At 47.3% G+C, this 17639-nt stretch carries 8 protein-coding genes and 1 tRNA gene; 4 read left to right on the top strand and 5 right to left on the bottom strand.

What is annotated here, in order from left to right:
• Nucleotide 1: 1 nt before the first annotated feature.
• Nucleotides 2-1063 carry a sensor histidine kinase gene (locus BEL04_RS18845; protein ID WP_066006384.1) on the bottom strand — a complete coding sequence of 354 codons (1062 nt, stop codon included), beginning with the start codon at nucleotides 1061-1063 and terminating at the stop codon, nucleotides 2-4.
• A gap of 163 nt (nucleotides 1064-1226) precedes the next feature.
• On the opposite strand from BEL04_RS18845, the gene BEL04_RS18850 reads away from it, so the two are divergent.
• The 3 genes from BEL04_RS18850 to BEL04_RS18860 all read left to right on the top strand — a co-directional run bounded on the left by BEL04_RS18850 (nucleotide 1227) and on the right by BEL04_RS18860 (nucleotide 5602).
• Nucleotides 1227-1919, top strand: a complete 693-nt coding sequence (locus BEL04_RS18850; protein WP_254659603.1) for a LytTR family DNA-binding domain-containing protein — start codon at nucleotides 1227-1229, stop codon at nucleotides 1917-1919.
• A gap of 108 nt (nucleotides 1920-2027) precedes the next feature.
• Entirely contained in the window at nucleotides 2028-4817 is a 2790-nt protein-coding gene (locus tag BEL04_RS18855) for a TonB-dependent receptor plug domain-containing protein (protein ID WP_066006385.1), read from the top strand.
• On the top strand, nucleotides 4814-5602 hold the full coding sequence (locus BEL04_RS18860; protein ID WP_066006386.1) for a DUF4249 family protein: 789 nt from the start codon (nucleotides 4814-4816) through the stop codon (nucleotides 5600-5602). Before BEL04_RS18855 ends, BEL04_RS18860 begins: the two co-directional genes overlap by 4 nt.
• Before the next feature lie 5 nt (nucleotides 5603-5607).
• Here BEL04_RS18860 and BEL04_RS18865 read toward each other — a convergent pair whose 3' ends face one another.
• On the bottom strand, nucleotides 5608-6330 hold the full coding sequence (locus BEL04_RS18865; RefSeq protein ID WP_066006387.1) for a hypothetical protein: 723 nt from the start codon (nucleotides 6328-6330) through the stop codon (nucleotides 5608-5610).
• Nucleotides 6331-6534: 204 nt separating this feature from the next.
• On the opposite strand from BEL04_RS18865, the gene BEL04_RS18870 reads away from it, so the two are divergent.
• A tRNA-Val gene (locus tag BEL04_RS18870) sits at nucleotides 6535-6612 on the top strand.
• Between the two features lie 822 nt (nucleotides 6613-7434).
• Here BEL04_RS18870 and BEL04_RS24075 read toward each other — a convergent pair.
• From BEL04_RS24075 to BEL04_RS18885, 3 genes are all read right to left on the bottom strand, one after another.
• Complete coding sequence (locus BEL04_RS24075) at nucleotides 7435-7881, bottom strand: hypothetical protein (RefSeq protein WP_139113109.1); 447 nt, start codon at nucleotides 7879-7881, stop codon at nucleotides 7435-7437.
• 271 nt (nucleotides 7882-8152) lie between these two features.
• Entirely contained in the window at nucleotides 8153-16825 is an 8673-nt protein-coding gene (locus tag BEL04_RS18880) for an RHS repeat domain-containing protein (RefSeq protein ID WP_066006391.1), read from the bottom strand.
• A 10-nt stretch (nucleotides 16826-16835) separates the two neighbouring features.
• Entirely contained in the window at nucleotides 16836-17636 is an 801-nt protein-coding gene (locus BEL04_RS18885) for a hypothetical protein (RefSeq protein ID WP_139113110.1), read from the bottom strand.
• Between the last annotated feature and the right edge of the window lie 3 nt (nucleotides 17637-17639).

The raw sequence follows: 17639 nt of genomic DNA on the forward strand, positions 1-17639 counted from the left end.
GTTACAGATCGATCGTCAGTTCGGCGACAAAAGCATGTTCGCCTTTTGAGATATACAGGCTGTGGCGGTTTGGATACAACAGCTCTAACCGGCGCCTTACGTTGGTTAGGCCGATACCGGGCTGTTCGTCTTTAGGTAACTCCATATCGCTTATTTCGTTCACCACGCGAAAACAGATACGTTTTGGCCCCATAATTTCCAATGTGATGACGATAACCGGCCGTTCGGTTATGCCGGTGCCGTGTTTAAAGGCGTTCTCAACAAAAGGTATCAGCAGCATAGGCGCTATACTGTAACCGATACCTTCCAGATTGGGGAATTTGGTTTCGACCAAGATGTTTTTGCCAAACCTGAAGCTTTGCAATTCGATATAACTTTTCAGGTAAGCCACTTCTTTTTCGAGCGGCACCGGCTGGTCGTCGGTTTCGTAGAGCATATAACGCATCAGCCGCGAAAGCTGCATAATAATCGGCTCCAGCTGATCTGATTTTCTCCGCACCAGCGCAATCATCGAATTTAAAACATTGAACAAAAAATGCGGGCTGACCTGCGAGCGTAAAAAATTGAGTTCGGTTTGCAGATGGATCATCTCGCGCTCCTTAAGTAATGCCTTACGCTCGGCCTGGTCGAGTATCAGCCGGTAACAAAAACTGCATAGCAGCGTAATCAGGACCGACATCACCTGGAAGAAACCAAAGGGCGGGTGCTGGTCGAAATTAGGAGGCGGCGCATGCTGGCCCGCGCCTGGCATATCATGCAAATGCGGGTTAAAAGGCGTAACCAACTGACCGAATGCCAGCACATAGATTATCAAAAGCAAAGCCAGCGCCGGCCAGTATGTCCATTGCTTTTTTGAGCTGAGCAAGGGGTAAACCAGGTAGGTGTGGCAATAAAACAGTACCAGGGTGAAAATATTGTTCTGAAAAGTGTGCAGCCAAAAACGATGGTGTATTTCGGCGGGCATGTTGCCAGGCCCGGTAAATAACGGCATTACCACCAGCAACAGCCAGATCAGCAGCGGGGCTATTTTATAAAACCAGGGGCGATACGTTATCTGAGACATACCAGGCAAATTAAATACATCGGGCTTTCAGCTGCGAATAAATAAGATAAAAGCCTCAAATGTATCGACCAATACGTTAAAGAGTGTTAAAAAACGACCTTAAAACTCAATCTGTCACATTAAAACACAAAATTTACGTTTGAATTAGATAAAGGATGATCATATGATGCGCTGTTTGATTTTAGATGATGAGCCGCTCTCGTTAGAAGTGCTGGAAGATAATATTAAACGGACCGGTTTGTTCGAGGTAGCCGAACGGTGCTCGGCCCCGGCACAAGCCATGTTGGCACTGCAGCACGAGCAGATTGATCTTTTGTTTTGCGATATACAGATGCCCGGTATTAACGGCCTGCAACTGGTAAGAAGTTTAAAGAACGGCCCGCCGGTTATCTTTATAACAGCCTACCAGGAGTTTGCCCTGCAGGGTTACGAACTGGATGTGATTGATTACCTGCTGAAGCCCGTCGAGATCGAACGGTTTTTACAGGCTTGCCAGAAAGCTGTGCGCCACATCGAGCGGGGGCAGCGGCGCCATCAGCGCGATTATTTTTTTTTGCATGTCGATTATACACTCGTTAAGGTACCTTTTAATGACATTATTTATATCGAAGGCCTGAAAGATTATGTTAAGGTTTACCTGGATTCCCAATCCAAACCTTTGCTATCGCGTATTACTTTCAAAGCGCTCGAAGAACAATTGCCCGGCGAACGCTTTTTCCGGGTACATAAATCCTACATTGTTAACATCGACCAGGTACAGTCAATACGTAAGGGGCGCATCAAAACCGTACAGGCCGAAATACCCTGCAGCGATAATTACAAAGAGATCGTCGGGCAGATGACCGGTCGCTGCTGATCATCTTCGGCACATTCATCCTTTTGGTCGCTAAGATCAGGTACCTCATCGCATTTATTTGAGTTTAAGCGGCATTCAAGGCACATTTGGACGATTGACGTAGCCCGAATGAAGAAACTTTTCCTCGCCCTGTTTATACTTTTATCGGTTACCTGTTTTTGGGCAAATGCCCAGCAAACAGAAAAAACCATCAAAAAGGTGATCATCAACCACTTTTTCTCGTGCCCGCTGGATGCTATGCTCGACACGCTCCAGCTTCAATACCATATCCCCATCGTATTTGAGCGCGACTCGATGCATAAAATGGATGTTGTTGACCATTTTTTTGAAGAACCGCTGATCAACGTCCTGAAAAAGGTTTGCCGCGACAACGACCTGCACTACTGGATAGAAAACGACGGTACGGTGTACATGTTGCAAAAACCCGACGATCTGCCGCGTTTAAAGAGGCTGTATGCCTTTTTACAAAAAACCAGGGAGTTTCAGCCCAAACGGCTCGAACCGGCAAAAGGCCCGCCAACGCAGTATAAATTCTCCATCACCGGAAAGGTTTTCGATCAGCAGACGGGCGAGGCATTGCCCTCGGCCAACGTGCAGATCAGGGGCACCGACATCAGCGCACGCACCAATACCAGCGGCGTATTCACCATACTGGAGGTGCCGAGCGATACCTGCGTGGCCGATATCTCGCTGGTAGGCTATCAAAGAGATGCCTTCCGCCTGAGCACGCTCAACCTGAGTGAACCTTTGCAATTTGGCCTCTTCCCATCCTTTAACGCGTTGAATGTTGTTGACATTACCGATAAAAAGAACGGCGTGCTCAATACCGATAGTAAAAAGGTGAGCGTTCTGCAACTTACTCCAACCGCCTTAGATAAATTACCCAATATTGGTGAGCGCGATATTATGCGTGCCTTCCAGCTGATGCCGGGTGTAAGCGGCACCAACGAATCATCATCGGGCGCTTATGTTCGGGGCGGCACGCCCGACCAAAACCTCGTGTTGTTTGATGGCTTTACCGTTTACGAGGTCGACCACCTTTACGGCTTTTTCAGCGCTTTCAACAGCAACATCGTGCGCGATGTAGAACTATATAAAGGCGGCTTTTCGGCCAAATACGGCGGGCGCCTCTCGAGCGTAACCGAAATACGCGGCAAGGACGGCAACAGCAAAGAAACCAACGTTGGCGGCGACATCAGTCTGTTAAGCGTCAACGCCTTTGTCGAAACGCCCGTCGGCGATAAATCATCGGCCATCGTTGCTTACCGGCATTCGTATCAGGGGCCTTTGTACGATAAGATATTCGGCCAGTTTAACACCAGCACAACCGGCAACGGCCCGGGTGGCGGCGGCCCGGGCGGGCCGGGCGGGCGCGGGCCAGGCGGAGGAGGTTTTGGCGGTTTTCAGCAAACTACGCCCTCGTCTTACTTTTACGATCTGAACGCCCGTTATACCTACCGCGCATCAAACCGGCAAACCTTTAGCTGGAGCTATTACAACGGCGCCGATAATACCGATAACAGCCGTACCCTGCCCGCCTTCGGCGCCAGCAGCAGCAGTTTACAGCTCAACGATAAGTACGTTACTAATAATACCGGAACCAGCCTCAAAGCTACCAGCAGCTGGAGCAGTAAGTTATTCTCGGTAAACGCGCTCACCTACTCCTCATTCACGAGCGACCGAAACCGGGGCACCATCGGCAGCATTGTCGACAGCGGCATCACCAAATCGCTCAATAACGGCACCCTCGAAAGCAACCGCCTGCGCGACCTTGGGTTTAAATCCGACTGGGAGTGGCAGGCGAAAAGCAATTATAAGCTATTGTTCGGCGCTTATGGCTCGAGCCTCAGCGTAAACTACCAGGATATCCAGAACGATACCCTGGCCCTCATCAGCGATCAGCAAAAGGCATTTAACGGCGGCTTATATACCGAACTATCGCTCGACCCGATCCCCGACCTGCATGTCCAGCCAGGCCTGCGCGAAACTTATTACTCGCCCACAGGCCGGCTTTATACCGAGCCACGGTTATCGTTCACCTATAAACTCACCGACCGCGTATTGCTGAAGGGCGCTACGGGCCGTTTTTACCAGTTTGCCAACCAGGTAACCCGCGAAGATATTTTGGAAGGCAACCGTAATTTCTGGCTCCTATCCAACAACGGAAATATCCCCGTAGGCGTGGCCGATCATTATATCGCCGGCTTCAATTACGAAACCGATGCTTTTTTGTTAGACGTTGAGGGTTATTACAAGCGGCTCGACGGGTTGACGCAATATACCATCACACAGGAAGGCATCGGCCCGATGCGCATACCGGCAGCTTCGGCTTCGAACAGCCTGCAGCAAAATTTTTATAATGGCTCGGGCTTTACCAGGGGCGTCGAACTCTTATTGCAGAAAAAGCAGGGCCTGTATACCGGCTGGATAGCTTATACTTTAGGGCAGGCACAAAATAAGTTCGCTGCCATAGGCCCTGATTATTACCCGTCCGATCAGGATGTACGGCACGAGCTAAAGCTCATCAACATGTACCACTACCAGCGCTGGAGCTTTGCGGCAACTTTTATCTTCAGTACCGGCCATCCTTACACGGCACCCCTTAGTGCCTACGCAGTAACAACGCTCGATGGCGGTAAGATAACTTACCTGGCCATCAGCGGGAAGAATACCGAACGTTTACCCGATTATCACCGCCTGGATTTATCGGCCACGTACGACCTGCTCCGCGTCGACGGGAAAAAGATAGGCAGCCTTGGCTTCTCGCTGTTCAACGCTTACGATCATATCAATACCTGGTATAAAGATTATACCGTCCGCAATAACCAGGTTATCACCACCAATGTCAACTACCTGGGCATCACACCCAACATCACCCTAAGTTTAAAACTCAAATGAGAAAGAACCTTCTTTATTTGCTCCCCATATTATTCGCCGTAGTTACGGACTCGTCTTCGTGCAGTAAATCGGGCACCGATACCGATATATCGGCCGAAGCCGTTGTGGTAGGCTATTTAAATGCCGGCAAACCCATCAGCATCAAAATATATGAGCAAAAAGCTTTGGACGATACCGCCAGTTACGGCCCGGCTCTAAGCGGTTTAACGCCCGGCATTACCGACGGTAGTAAATCCATCAATCTTACCGAAACTGCAACCGGCACCTACACCTATGCCGATAGCACGTATTTAACCCCCGGCAAAACCTATACCCTCAATTTTACCTACAACGGCAAACCGGTAACTGCCAGCACCATAATGCCAACAAAACCAACGGGCTATACCTCATCAGCAACTACTTTGCAGCTGCCATTGGCAACCACACAGAACAATACCATCGCGTTGATTTTTAAGTGGAAGAACCCCGACTCGCTGTACCATGTGCTGGTGTTCAAAAACGATGAAACCTCGCCTTACAACGTTCATCTGCAAAACAACAGCCCGGTAAATTTTACCTTCAACGTCAACAAGGCCGAAGCTTACAATGTGTATTACCGCTCGCTAAACTACCTGGGCGTTTACCGTGCAATATTGTACCGGGTGAACAAGGAATATATCGACCTGCTGAACAACACCACCACAACCACATCTAAAAACCTCACCAACCCGCCAACCAACGTTGTGGGCGGACTGGGGATTTTTACGGCCATGCAGTCGGACACCATCAAGCTAACCTTTTATTAGGCCGCTTATTTGATTTTGTAGGAAAGTATAGTAGTGGTCCCTGTCACCGATACACCAAAACTGCTCACCGACGAATCGATCTCGATAACGCCAATATTTTGAGCGACGTAGTATTCGTAGGTAGCGCTGGTTTGATAACCCGTTCCATAATCGTACTGCAATTGCAGCGTGGAGTGTATCACATTGTTAAACGTTAAGCCTGTAACAGTTTTGCTGATACCAACCTCGGTAATTTTACCCGATACCCTGGCCGGCACACCGTTGATACTGCCCGAAGGTGAAGCCGGGGTAACCCATGTTGTACCAACCGCAACGTTATCTATCAGGTATTGCATTTCCAAAATATCGCTTGTGGTGGGTATAGCCGAAGCCAAGGTATATACATGGCTAACGGTTGCAAAATAGCCTGTCGAATTACCCGCTTTTACAGCGGTTACATTTACAACGCTAAAAAGCTTACCGTCTATCGTAGTGGTGTTACCGCTCATGGTATTGGTGGTTGTATCTACGGATGATCCTACCACGGCCTTATACGTCCAATAGGAACCCGCAGTAACGGGCGAATACGTACCGGTAGTTGTCGAGCCGCTGCCTGATCCCGACCCCGATCCGGAACCAGACCCTGAACTTCCCGAACCAGGCTGAATAGCATGCCCCGGTATTTTTTGACAGCTGTACAAAGCTGCCGATAAAACTAATATAAACAGGTAAGTATATTTTTTACTCATAGTGCCAACAAATATATCTGTATAAAGATACATAAGATGAGATAATAATCAAACTGCTTCGCCGGCCAACCCTGCCCGGCGCGTTTCCCTGCGCAAAAAAAATAAAAACACTAATTATCAGCACGATAAAAGCGCCCTCAAAAAAATGTAAAATAAATTTTGACAAAACAGCTTACACTTCTATATTTGCAGTCCCAAAGCAAAGGGAGCTTAGCTCAGCTGGTTCAGAGCATCTGCCTTACAAGCAGAGGGTCACTGGTTCGAACCCAGTAGCTCCCACCAAAAGCCCCGCAGAAATGTGGGGCTTTTTCGTTTCAATACGTTTTCGGCCCCAGGTCGCGATATTATTCGCAACACCTTAGCCACATCTGCCCATCCTGCATCTTACTAAACTTCTTGGCTCTTGATCCTATTTTTGGGCGGTGCCTGCGGCCCGGGCTATCCCTGCCCGTCCGGCAGGCGGGCACTCATACTGCGCAGGGCATTAGCCACAGGGCCGGTATCCCTGTCTGCCGACAGGCAGGCGTTGCTATCCCTACCGCGGGAATTATCGTTTTTGCAACGAATTTCCGAAACACATGGGTATTTATGGGTATTTCCTGGTTAGTTATAGATGCTTGACTATCAAATTCGTAATCGTTTTGGATTATCGTTTTTGCAATGTTCTTATCATAACAGGGGGGAAATTGTAAGAGAATTTTGCAGAGGTTTCTTGATTATTTATCAAACTCCTAATCATTTTTGCTGGCACTTTATACAATATACGCATTTTTTAGGGCTTCTCAAAGAACGTTTTAGCGAGGCATCCGCCTTGCGCCTCATTAAAACTAATTAAAATGATTTATAAAGCCACCAACAACTTTGATACACTTGTTCATTGATCAGCTATTTACGTTCGGTATAATATACAAAAACAAAGCGGGTGGTACTTTCATACCACCCGCTTTTATCTTTTTTATCTGTTTGGTTTAGAAATTATATTTGATTATCAATGCTTTAATTAACCACCAACAACTTTGATACACTACCGCCTTGCGCCTCATTAAAACTAATTAAAATGGTTATAATTCCACCAACAACTTTGATACACTACCACCTTATTCTTTATAGTTGTATCCCATATTGAACTATCTCAGGCGGAATATTGAATTTTAAAGGCAAATAATCTACATCTTTTGAGCCTTTTATAACAATAACATTATTAACCACTGTTATTTTTTTATATATCGTCAAAAAGTACTCTATACCTAACTTAGCACTATCAATTTGATGTTCAAAAATTATCGTGTCATAACCTTTCTCCAAAGTAAAAACTGAATACATGTTAAAGTCGTCAAAGTTAATTGATAGAATAGCTTTAATATTTGTCCCATATAAAACAATGTTTTCTTCTAACAATCTGAAATTTGTTTCCAAATTCATTCTAAGCCCTTTATGGTAACCATATTCCGCAGCTACTGCTAATTCCGAAATCTTACTTTTTACAGATACTTCGATTAATATTTCATAGGCCCTTTCCCATAAAAAATAATTTTTTTCTTGTTTCGTCATTAGGTTAAACGCTTCAATATTAAAAACGTCATTGTAAAAAATTGTATCCTTATAATAATGTGTATAATATCTCACAGATTTTGGATATAACTGATATGTTTCTTCAGTTGAAAATTTAAGATTCAGAAACTTGATTTTTCTCCCGTTGTATTTTTCGTTAAGTAGTCTATTAAGCAACAAGCATAGGGGATAGAATTGATTGTCTATATCTATCAAATCATTATGCCCGTCTCGAAAAAAGAACATTATTCTGCCTATACTCATATAATTATTAATTTGATGTTGATGGTGCCGGCACCGGATTAGTTACAACATTTGTATTAGCCTTTGCTGGTCCGATAGGACGTCCTGTGTTAAAATCTACCGGATAAGGTTTTTTCATATCTAATAAGTTATATTGCCCGGTTGAGTTATATTGCAAACTTCGCAAATATTTTTCGAAGATATGCGCCGTTGCTTTTGGAACAACACCCGAAGTTCGATAGGTGGCCCCTTCGCCAGCTGCTTTAAGAGATTGCCTCAACCGAACCCCATTTGCATCAGAAACACCAACTTTAACCAGTCTTCCCTCAGCGTCATAAATCGTATACGAAAATGACGGTTTGGTTGAGGTAGAAGAGGTAGTAATGTTCGTGACCGGATCAATAGCAATTTTATTTTCATTTGCCGCTTCAATATTTCCTGCATTTGCATTTGCAGATTCCATACTCGCAACTTCAGCTGTTGAAGCAGCGCTGGCAACTCTGGCTGCAACAAATTCATCTGCCGCTACTGTGCTACCCAAAGCTGCATGACTTGCAAAAATATCGTCTCCTGCCTTATCTTGTCTATCGTGTTCCCATTCCTTAATCTGTTTTATAGTTTTACCATGAGCAACTATTTTTAATTCCTGAAATGAGTTAAATACAGCTAATTGTTCGCCTTTGTAGAATAAGACCGCATGAGATGGTTCTCCTGGTTTTCTATTCATCATGTCATTAGCTATGTTATCCATCCAGTCTTTTTCTTCTACATTACCTTGTTGAATTGCAAAAATTGGTTTACCATCAGAGTTTTTGGATAACACTAAATTATAATTGGCATTCTCTAAACCATCCAAATCAACATTAGCTATTGGACTATTACCTGCAAATTGGTAAGGTGTAAAGAATGGAAATTTAGTTTGTAACGGGTCAAGACTTAAAAATCTGCCCGATCTTTTGTCATATACTCTTTTGCCATAATCCTGTGCACCATTCTCTATATTCTTGTCGTTCTCTTTCCCGTTAAACCCATATCGGTAACTATCACCATTGTAAGTCAGCCCCGGTTGCTCCATGCCAAAAGCATAATAACTTTGAGCATTCGCTACATCAGCCTCGTAATGCCCAACAACACTCCCACTCACCACTTGCAAACGCCTGTCCGTTATAGTCACCAAAACATTGCCCAAATGGTTAGTGAGTTCGTATTTCTTCTTACCTACCGTATCATAAATCGCACGGGTATTACCTGTTGCCATATTCATATCCGGCTCCCACATCCCTAACCGCGAGCTTCCATAGATATGTTGCTCCTTCCAGTTAATGGCACTATGCGCATTGTCGTACAAGGCCAGCGTATTCCCCTGTCCATCCCTCACGTAATAGGTCGTTATGCTGTTGGCTGTTTTGGTCACCCGCTGCCCACCGGGGTCGTAGCTATAAGTAACAACATTGCTACCTTTGGCTACTTTCTTTATTTTTCCGTAAACACTCCAATTTATACTATCTATCCCGGCCTGTGTATCTTTTATTAAATTGCCAATTTGGTCATAACTGTAGTTATTCGCCGGTTGGTTCTTAATATCGGTGCTGTAGGCGCCATCGCTGGCGTTGTCGGTTACATAATTCAGTTTATTGTTAGCTAAACGGCCGTTATTATCGTATGTGTAACGGTAAATTAAGCTGTCCATCCGGCCAACGTTGCCATAGCGGTTTGCCGTTAATATGTTACCGTTACCATCATAAGTAAAATTCTCTTTGTAATTATTGGTTGCAATCGGCGTCCAGGCGTTAGTTGCGCTGTCCAGCCCGGTAAAGGCATTGGCGCGTTTAATCCGGTTCAGTTGGTCATAACCGTATTGGCATAGCATAGGTATCCCCAGTTGTTTGATATTTACCGTTTGTGCCACTATGTTACCGTTGTACAGTGGTTTGTTTAGTGTAGGGTTGGCAAAAGGGTTGCTTATACCTGTTCCTATCGGCTGGTAATCATTGTTACCAAAGTAATGCAATGCAAAGCCGTAGGCATCCCGTGCTACGTTGTTGTTATTCGGGTTGCTCCTGCCGTCCTGGTTTATATCGATATCCGGGTTCAGGTTGCTGCTGTTGGTGCCTTTTAACCAGCCCTGCAATGTATACGCATAATCCACTCCCTGCACTTTGCTGTACTGGTCGCCCAGTTCCAATCTCGCCAGCGGGCCGTGCAGGTAGTATTGGTAATGGGCATCCTGTTTGCTCCATTCTTTCAGCAGGTAGCTGCCGTTGCTTGGGTCGGTAATGGCTTTAACGCCGCTCCAGGCATGGGTTAGCCTATTATCGGCATCATAGCTGTATTTATAATAAAACTGATCAGCTTTCCCATCCTGGTACCGCACAAAGTTTACTTTACCGCTGATTAAGTCATACTCATAATCAATCTGTTTAATACCCAGTCCCGCTATCTGCTGGTACAGGGTTTTTACGTTGCCGTCCAAATCGTAATTATAATACGTGGCATGCATTACCGTGTCGCCCTGGTTTTCTTTGTAGGTGCTTAGGGCTACCCTCTTTCGCAGGTTGTTTTGAGCCAGGTTATGGATGCCGCCGGTTATTGCCGGTTTATAATCATAATACGTATGCGTGATCTGGCTATTCGTCCCCGCACTGTTAAAGCTGTTTACTTTCGTCGTATCCACATAGTCGGGCCTGGTGCCTATGTAATGGTATAGCGCGCTGCTGCCTGTCGCTCCATGTTTCTGCCCTACTTCTTTGATTCGTCCCAGCGGGTCGTACTGGGTATAGCTGTAGTTGCTGTCGGGTTGCTGTTTATCGTTCTGTGATATCACCAATCTGCTCAGCAAATCATACCAGAACCTGTTCGTCCCTCCGTCCGGGCTGTTTTGTTTGCTTACCTGGTTGGTGCTGTTGTATACGTAGGTCGTCCTGAGCGTATGGTTCGGGTAGATCGCGCTCAACCTTGTTTCCAGCGTGCTCGTATCGTTGACGGCCGTTACCGCTCCTGTATCCGGCACGTTGAACCTGTACCAGTGCATTTGGGTGGTATCGCTTGGCAGCAGACAATTGTCGGCTGCGTTGGCTGCTATTTCCGTAGTTGTGAGCAGGCGGTTATACAACCGCAGGTGTTTCAGCGTAGCGTAATTCGCCGGGAAGTTTACGCTCGTGTTCGTTGCTTTTACGCTCCACCTGCCCACCGTCTTCTGTTTCGGGCTCAGCTGGGTTTGCAGCGTGCCGTTCAGGTAGATGTTCAGTGTCCCTGATGCAAAATTGCTGCCTTGTATAACGATATGCACCCAGGGGTTCAGCGGCAATTGCGCCGATATATCCATCGTCGCCCGGTTGCTCAGCGTGTATTTGATCCGGTTGGCCGACGTCTGCGTCGTACTATACACTTCTACCTGCAGCCGGTTACCGCTGATCGCCGTCCTGAACTGGTAATGCCTGTCCGGTGTTTCCTCGATAAACTGGTTCGTGCCCGTGGTATTCGGGTAATACAGCCACATTTCGATGGCTTTGTTTGTTGTAGTTGCCAGGGTTGTGGATAAGGCATTGAACGCCGTCGTCGTGTCCGAATTCGTTCTCGGCTCATAGCCTGGCGCCGTGCAGGTGGTGGTATTGGCCCGTGCCTGCTGCACCCACCCGATCTGGGTACCTGATAATAGCTGCACCCCTTCCGGCGGGATCGTCCGCACCAGGTTATCCGCCTGATCGTAGTAGTACAGCGTATAATGGTACTCCTGCTGTTCGGCTTCCATCGTAGCTTCGGCTTTAGCCGCCGAGCAGGTGTTTATATAGGCCGTCCTGAACAGTCTCTTCTGCTCATCGATGTAATCATTATAATCCCTTCTGCCGTTAAATACTGCCGTGGCAATCTGATCTTTGATGCACTGGTAAGGGTCGGGGTAGATGGTTATCGTCGATGGCGTGTTGCACAGTATCGCCGTGCTGTCCGCCAGGAGCTTGGTCTTATAATTCTGGTAATCCTCGTAGTTCAGCGTAAATCCCCATTTCTGGTTCATGTAATTGGTGAAGATCGTCCGGTACAGGGTATCCGCCGTGCTCAGGCTCCCGCCAAAGGCGGTCGAGAGGTCGCTTTGCGCCTGGTTAAATGCTGATGGAAGGATGCAGCCCGTTGCCCCCGGGTCGATAAATACCGGCAGCTGCAGGTCCTCGGCTATCAAAAACTTACAGTTCGCGCACGATTTCTGCAGCTCGGCAAACTGCGCCGCCGTCAGCGTCATCGCGTTACCGTATTTGCTCAGCAGCCAGTTATACAGCCCCGCCGTACTTCCCGAGGCCACATAATCCGAATTGAGCTGCGCCAGCTTGTTGCAGATCCCCGTATCGCTGATGCCCACCACCCGCTGCGCCAGTTGCGCCCTCGGGCTTGCCGGGTACGGCATATTGATCAGCCAGGGGTTCAGCAAACGCGTATACGTGCTGATACCCGTTACCGATTTAAGCGCATGGCCAAAGCTCCGCCCCGGCGCCGTGCTCGCACCCATCAAATGGTTCACATCCCCGCCAAGGGTACAAATGGCAATCAAACTATCGCGCAGGTGGCGCTTTTTCGTCGTCGAATCGCTGTATTGATCCAAGCCCCGGTTCAATACTGCCATCCAGCTGTCGGCCTGTACCTCGCAGGCGGTCTGCACCTGCTGGTTGATCACATCGTGCGCATGGGCAATGGCATCCGCCGCCGATGGCGGTACGCTGCTGCTCTGCACGCCAATATCAAAGCGCGAGGTTTTATAGGCATATGCTGAATCGCAGAGCGGGCCGGGTGGGACATAAATAAAGTCTGAGCATATATTATCTAACTTAGAAACATCAATATTAGCTCCAGTAACGGAATGAACACAATTAAACCCTTGTACACAAAAGCCTGAATAACATGGATCTTCAGCTCCGAGAGTATTTAAAGAAATGTAATTGTAATGGACAATGCTACTATCAATCGGTATAATAATTGGTACAGAAATAATTGTTCCTGTTGATGCTCCACAGGTCAGCACATTGTAGTTAATGCCAACTGTTATTTCTGGATGTGACGTTACAGGGTTGCCTAAAACATCAATTAGACTAATAGTGGTCGTTCGCCAACTTACAAAATATTCAGTTTCACCGCACTCTAATTTATTACTAATAACATCGTTCTCATCATCAGTCACCATTATGGTGTATATAGGTCCAGATACCGGCACCACTACCGGCCCACCGCCACCGCCCGCACAATTAACGGCGCTGATATGTATGCCCGATACCGGGATGCTCAAAGGCACGCAAAATAGCTTAACCGAGTCGCCCGCGGCAAAGCTCAGCGCGGTAGGCAAGCCCGTAACCGCCGAGCCCGGCGGGTAATAAATTCCAACCGTAACCGCCCCCGGCACCGCGCCCGGCAAATAGCGTACACTCACGCTCCGGTGCAGGCTATCGCATGCAAGCTGTGTACTATCAGCAATATTATACGCATCAATAACAAAATTAGCGGCATCGGGGCAGGAGCTTACGGCAGCCATAGCGTAGGTTACCGGTACCCCGACTTTGCAATCGTTCGCGCAGGTACTGTCGCGCAGGCGTTTGTAAAACGTATCCTTTAATTGAAAATAAAACTGCTTATAATTGGTCCACTCCCTGTCGGGCACACGGCAGGCGCTGTCGACATTGCAATTGGTCCAGGTATCCGTTGAGCTGTAGCTGGTATTGGTTAGCCAGGTATGGGTGGTATCGGCGCAATACAGGCCAAAGTCCACAAACTGCGTTAAACTTTTTGCAGGCAGGCCCGATGCCACATGCAAAACATTGGCACTGTAATTCAGCAGGTCGTTCCGCATTTCGGTTAAATACCGGTGGCCGCTACCGCCGCTGGCAAAAAAACTATCCGCGTTAAGCAAATAATCGGCGCTGTTGCTTGGGCTGTAATGCAGTGTCGATACACCTGTCGGCACCGGGATGTTAGGTATATCGCCGGCACTGTTGATATTTTGCTTCACCAGGTTATCCCAAGCGTACGAATCGCTGTTGGCATAACAAAACAGCAGTTTGCAGTACTCCGGGTGATACGGCAAAAACAGCTCGGCCCATTTATCCTGCCAGTAAGTTACCAGCATACCCAGGGTAAATGCGGGATCATACGGCGAGGTCACCGTCCCGTCGCTCAGCGTAACCAGGTTTTGCCGGTACAGCGAATCCGCCGGACTTAAATTATTAAAAACCGTGGTCTTAAAATTCGTCGCCAGCACATTGATGCCCGGCTCCAAAGCATTCGTCCCGCTAAACAGTGCATATTGCCCGCCCGGCGAAACATCCTGGAGCATCTGCTGTTTCACCGCATCGCAGGGCGATACATGGCAACTGTTATGGATCGCCGTGGCAATCACCAGCAAACTATCATACTTATTATTCAACCAGGTATTGTAGGCCGTGGTGGTCAGCGTAGCCGAATCTACTTTTAATGAGCGCAGCTTCGCTGTAAACATGGTAGTAAAATCGCTGCGCGTTCCCAGTATGTTCAAGCTGTTCTTGCAATCGCTCAAACAGCCCGAGTAATCTATCTTATCCAGGTAAGGTTGTATAAAGCTGAACTCCTTACGGAGATAGCCGCTAGCGTTTCCCTGGCTGATAAAATTATCCACATAGTTTTCGATCACATTTTTGTTTAATGCGAACGTAAAGCTGATATGATACTCGCCTACATTGCTTATCGGTACGCTGATGCTGTCGCGATAAGCAGCCGTATCCGCACAGTTCGATGTTGCCGCTCCTATCTGCACCGGGTGCGCGTTGGCATAAACTACATTATTGCAATCATCAAAAACCTTAATGGTCAGCTCATAATGGCAATTGCTGCACACCGTAAAACTACCGCCGGGATATTTATCGATCAGCTTCTGGATATCATATTTTAACACCGTGCTATCCGGCACCGAGGCCAGGTAAGTGGTACTGGCCGACAGCGTCATATCCGAACTGTTATAAACAAACTGCGCCGGACTAAGCAAATGAATAGTTTTTCGTGTTCTTTTTGTGTACGATGTCAGCGTATCCAGGTTATCGGGCGCTTTACCGGTCAATGCCGTAGCGATGGTTTTGCCGCTGGCGTTCAGGTAGCTGATGCTGATCTGCTGGTTCGGGTCGATCACCATGTTTTTAAGGTAATGCTCGGCATAACCTGCATCGTTGCCAAAAAGCTGGTCGAGCTCCCACTGCTCGGGTTTACCGTAATAGTATTTGGTGGTTTTGCTTGCCGCCGATTTACCGGGTTGAAAAGTTGCGCCCACCCCGCCCTGAACCTTGATCCGGCCGGTATTATCTGCCGTATACTGCGTAACCGAGATCGGGAAGCCGCTGCCATCGGGTATATAACTGTTATACCTCGGCCCCGCGCTCACAAACGGGTTAGATCTCGAATAATATCGCGATGCTCCGGACGTGGTATTCAGCGAATCCGGATTAAACTCACAGTTGGCCGATAATGTCGTACCCTTCACATTGATAAAAGTATACGAGCTATCGTCCGTGGCATTCCGGTTAAAATTGGTAATATAATGCAGTGCCGGGTTTATTGCTGTCGAATCTTTAAACGGAGCCGGCAAAATACTCGCCGTGGCGCGACCAAACTGGTCGTAAATATTTTCCTGGGCCAGGGCAATGTTATCCGAGTTATTGATGGTTACCGTTTGCCGCCCGCGCAAGGTACCGTCGAAATAACTCACCACTTCTTTTTTCTTGCCATCCTCGGCAAATGCCGATGAATACTGCCAGTTTAACTTAGGCTCGTTCCAGGTGAGCGCCCATATCGAATAGCCGGTACTACCCGCCAGCCGGTAATCCCAGTCGCCTTCATTACGCAGGCCATTAGCAGCGTACTGTACCTGCCTTATCCGCACCACAATGTATTTATCGTTGTACATTAACGACAGGTTGTAACTGTTTTGCGATGTCGTTACCCTGCTGGCATTGTTGCGGAACAGTTGGTCGAGTGTGGCCGTGCTTTGGCTGATATTGGCCGCCATCTGTGTGGCCAGGTTGTAATTCTCCGAAAGGCTATCAATCGTTGTCCACTCAATATCATATTCTTCAGAGCCACTGATATTGGCGACGGTGACAGGCACCCAACTCAGATTCAACTGCTTACCCGAAGTTGAGGTAATGGATGAAATGCTGCCGCTGATACCTACTGCCGCGTGCGGGCTGAAATCGTATTTCCGGTTAATGGTGATCCGGCTGGTTAACTGGTAAAAAGGCATACCACCCGCCCCGGCCGTATTGTTAATGCTTAAAATCCTGAAGAAAACTTTATAGGCGCCTGTAAAATCGTAGGTATCCATGCCCTTATAAGTGGTACCATGTGCCGGGTTGTAGCTTACAACCAACGACTTGTCGACCGAATCGGGAATGGTTTGGGTCGGGCTGCTATACGTATACACGCGCAAACGTACGCTATCTTTAAAACTATAGGTGATCAGCGCCGAATCCACCACCTGTAGGGTGATCGCATCTTTCACCGCGATGTTATGGATGCTGCTCCACGAAACCAACGGGTTCTGGAACATCTTGTCCTTAACCGTCATTGTATCGCCTACATGCAGGGTCGGTTTCAAAAAGTTAACGTAAGGTTCGGTACCGGCAAAGCTGTTCCGGCTCATTATCAACGAGCAGAGTATCGTCAGTCCTGTAATCACCTTGTTAATCGATCTGTACATTTATCGTTTTCTATAAATTGATCAATTCGTAACCTGTATATTTCCCTGTTAGCTTTGTGCTATTACCTGCCTGCCGGATTGCCGTGTACCTGCCGACATATTTGTCCACATCGGCAGTATCGTCGCATTCAGCTATCGTAATCTCTATTATTTTTTCCCTGTCTTTTCTTTCAGGCGCCTTAAAATTGGTCAGCCTCGCATAAACCCGGTTCGCCTTTTTGCTCAGCGTATCAAAAGTGATGGCATACTCCTTGCAGGTAATGTGCCTTTCGTTCACAAAGGCGATGGTTTCGTTTTTACCCGCAACGCTGTCTGTCAGGTTATAATAGTCGGCAGCCATATTCTTAGCCATCTGCGACATATCAGGCAACGGCGCATCAATAAAGCTTTTTTGTTCGGTAACGATCACCCTTTTCTGATCATTCTCTATGCAGATATACTTCCCCCGGGCATTCAGTATCACGGTATGGCCAAACTGGTAAAAACAATCGCTGCCCTTTTTGCACATCGTAAAAGTCAAATTCCTGATGCTCTTGCTGCTATCGGCGCCATCGGTAACATTAATCACGCCCGAGCAGGTAAAAACCGGTTTTTGCATGTTGAATACCTGGCAAACGGTCGCAAACTTTTGCAGGATAGCCTGGTTATAAACAGGAGTTTTGCGAACCGGCTGTGCATATACAGCTTTTTCCGGGCGATGGATAACCTGCCAGTTCAATATTTTATGGCCTAATGCCCAGGTAAAAGCAGTTATCGCCATCAGCATGGTGAAAAATACAAGTCCTTTTATTCTTTTGCTATTGTTCATCATTAC

The sequence above is a fragment of the Mucilaginibacter sp. PPCGB 2223 genome (assembly GCF_001705515.1).
Lineage (GTDB): Bacteria > Bacteroidota > Bacteroidia > Sphingobacteriales > Sphingobacteriaceae > Mucilaginibacter.

Excerpts from the sequence above, each read along its gene's own strand:
- BEL04_RS18845 (WP_066006384.1), bottom strand. The coding sequence starts at position 1,063 with ATGTCTCAGATAACGTATCGCCCCTGGTTTTATAAAATAGCCCCGCTG.
- BEL04_RS18850 (WP_254659603.1), top strand. The coding sequence starts at position 1,227 with ATGATGCGCTGTTTGATTTTAGATGATGAGCCGCTCTCGTTAGAAGTG.
- BEL04_RS18855 (WP_066006385.1), top strand. The coding sequence starts at position 2,028 with ATGAAGAAACTTTTCCTCGCCCTGTTTATACTTTTATCGGTTACCTGT.
- BEL04_RS18860 (WP_066006386.1), top strand. The coding sequence starts at position 4,814 with ATGAGAAAGAACCTTCTTTATTTGCTCCCCATATTATTCGCCGTAGTT.
- BEL04_RS18865 (WP_066006387.1), bottom strand. The coding sequence starts at position 6,330 with ATGAGTAAAAAATATACTTACCTGTTTATATTAGTTTTATCGGCAGCT.
- BEL04_RS24075 (WP_139113109.1), bottom strand. The coding sequence starts at position 7,881 with ATGACGAAACAAGAAAAAAATTATTTTTTATGGGAAAGGGCCTATGAA.
- BEL04_RS18880 (WP_066006391.1), bottom strand. The coding sequence starts at position 16,825 with ATGTACAGATCGATTAACAAGGTGATTACAGGACTGACGATACTCTGC.
- BEL04_RS18885 (WP_139113110.1), bottom strand. The coding sequence starts at position 17,636 with ATGATGAACAATAGCAAAAGAATAAAAGGACTTGTATTTTTCACCATG.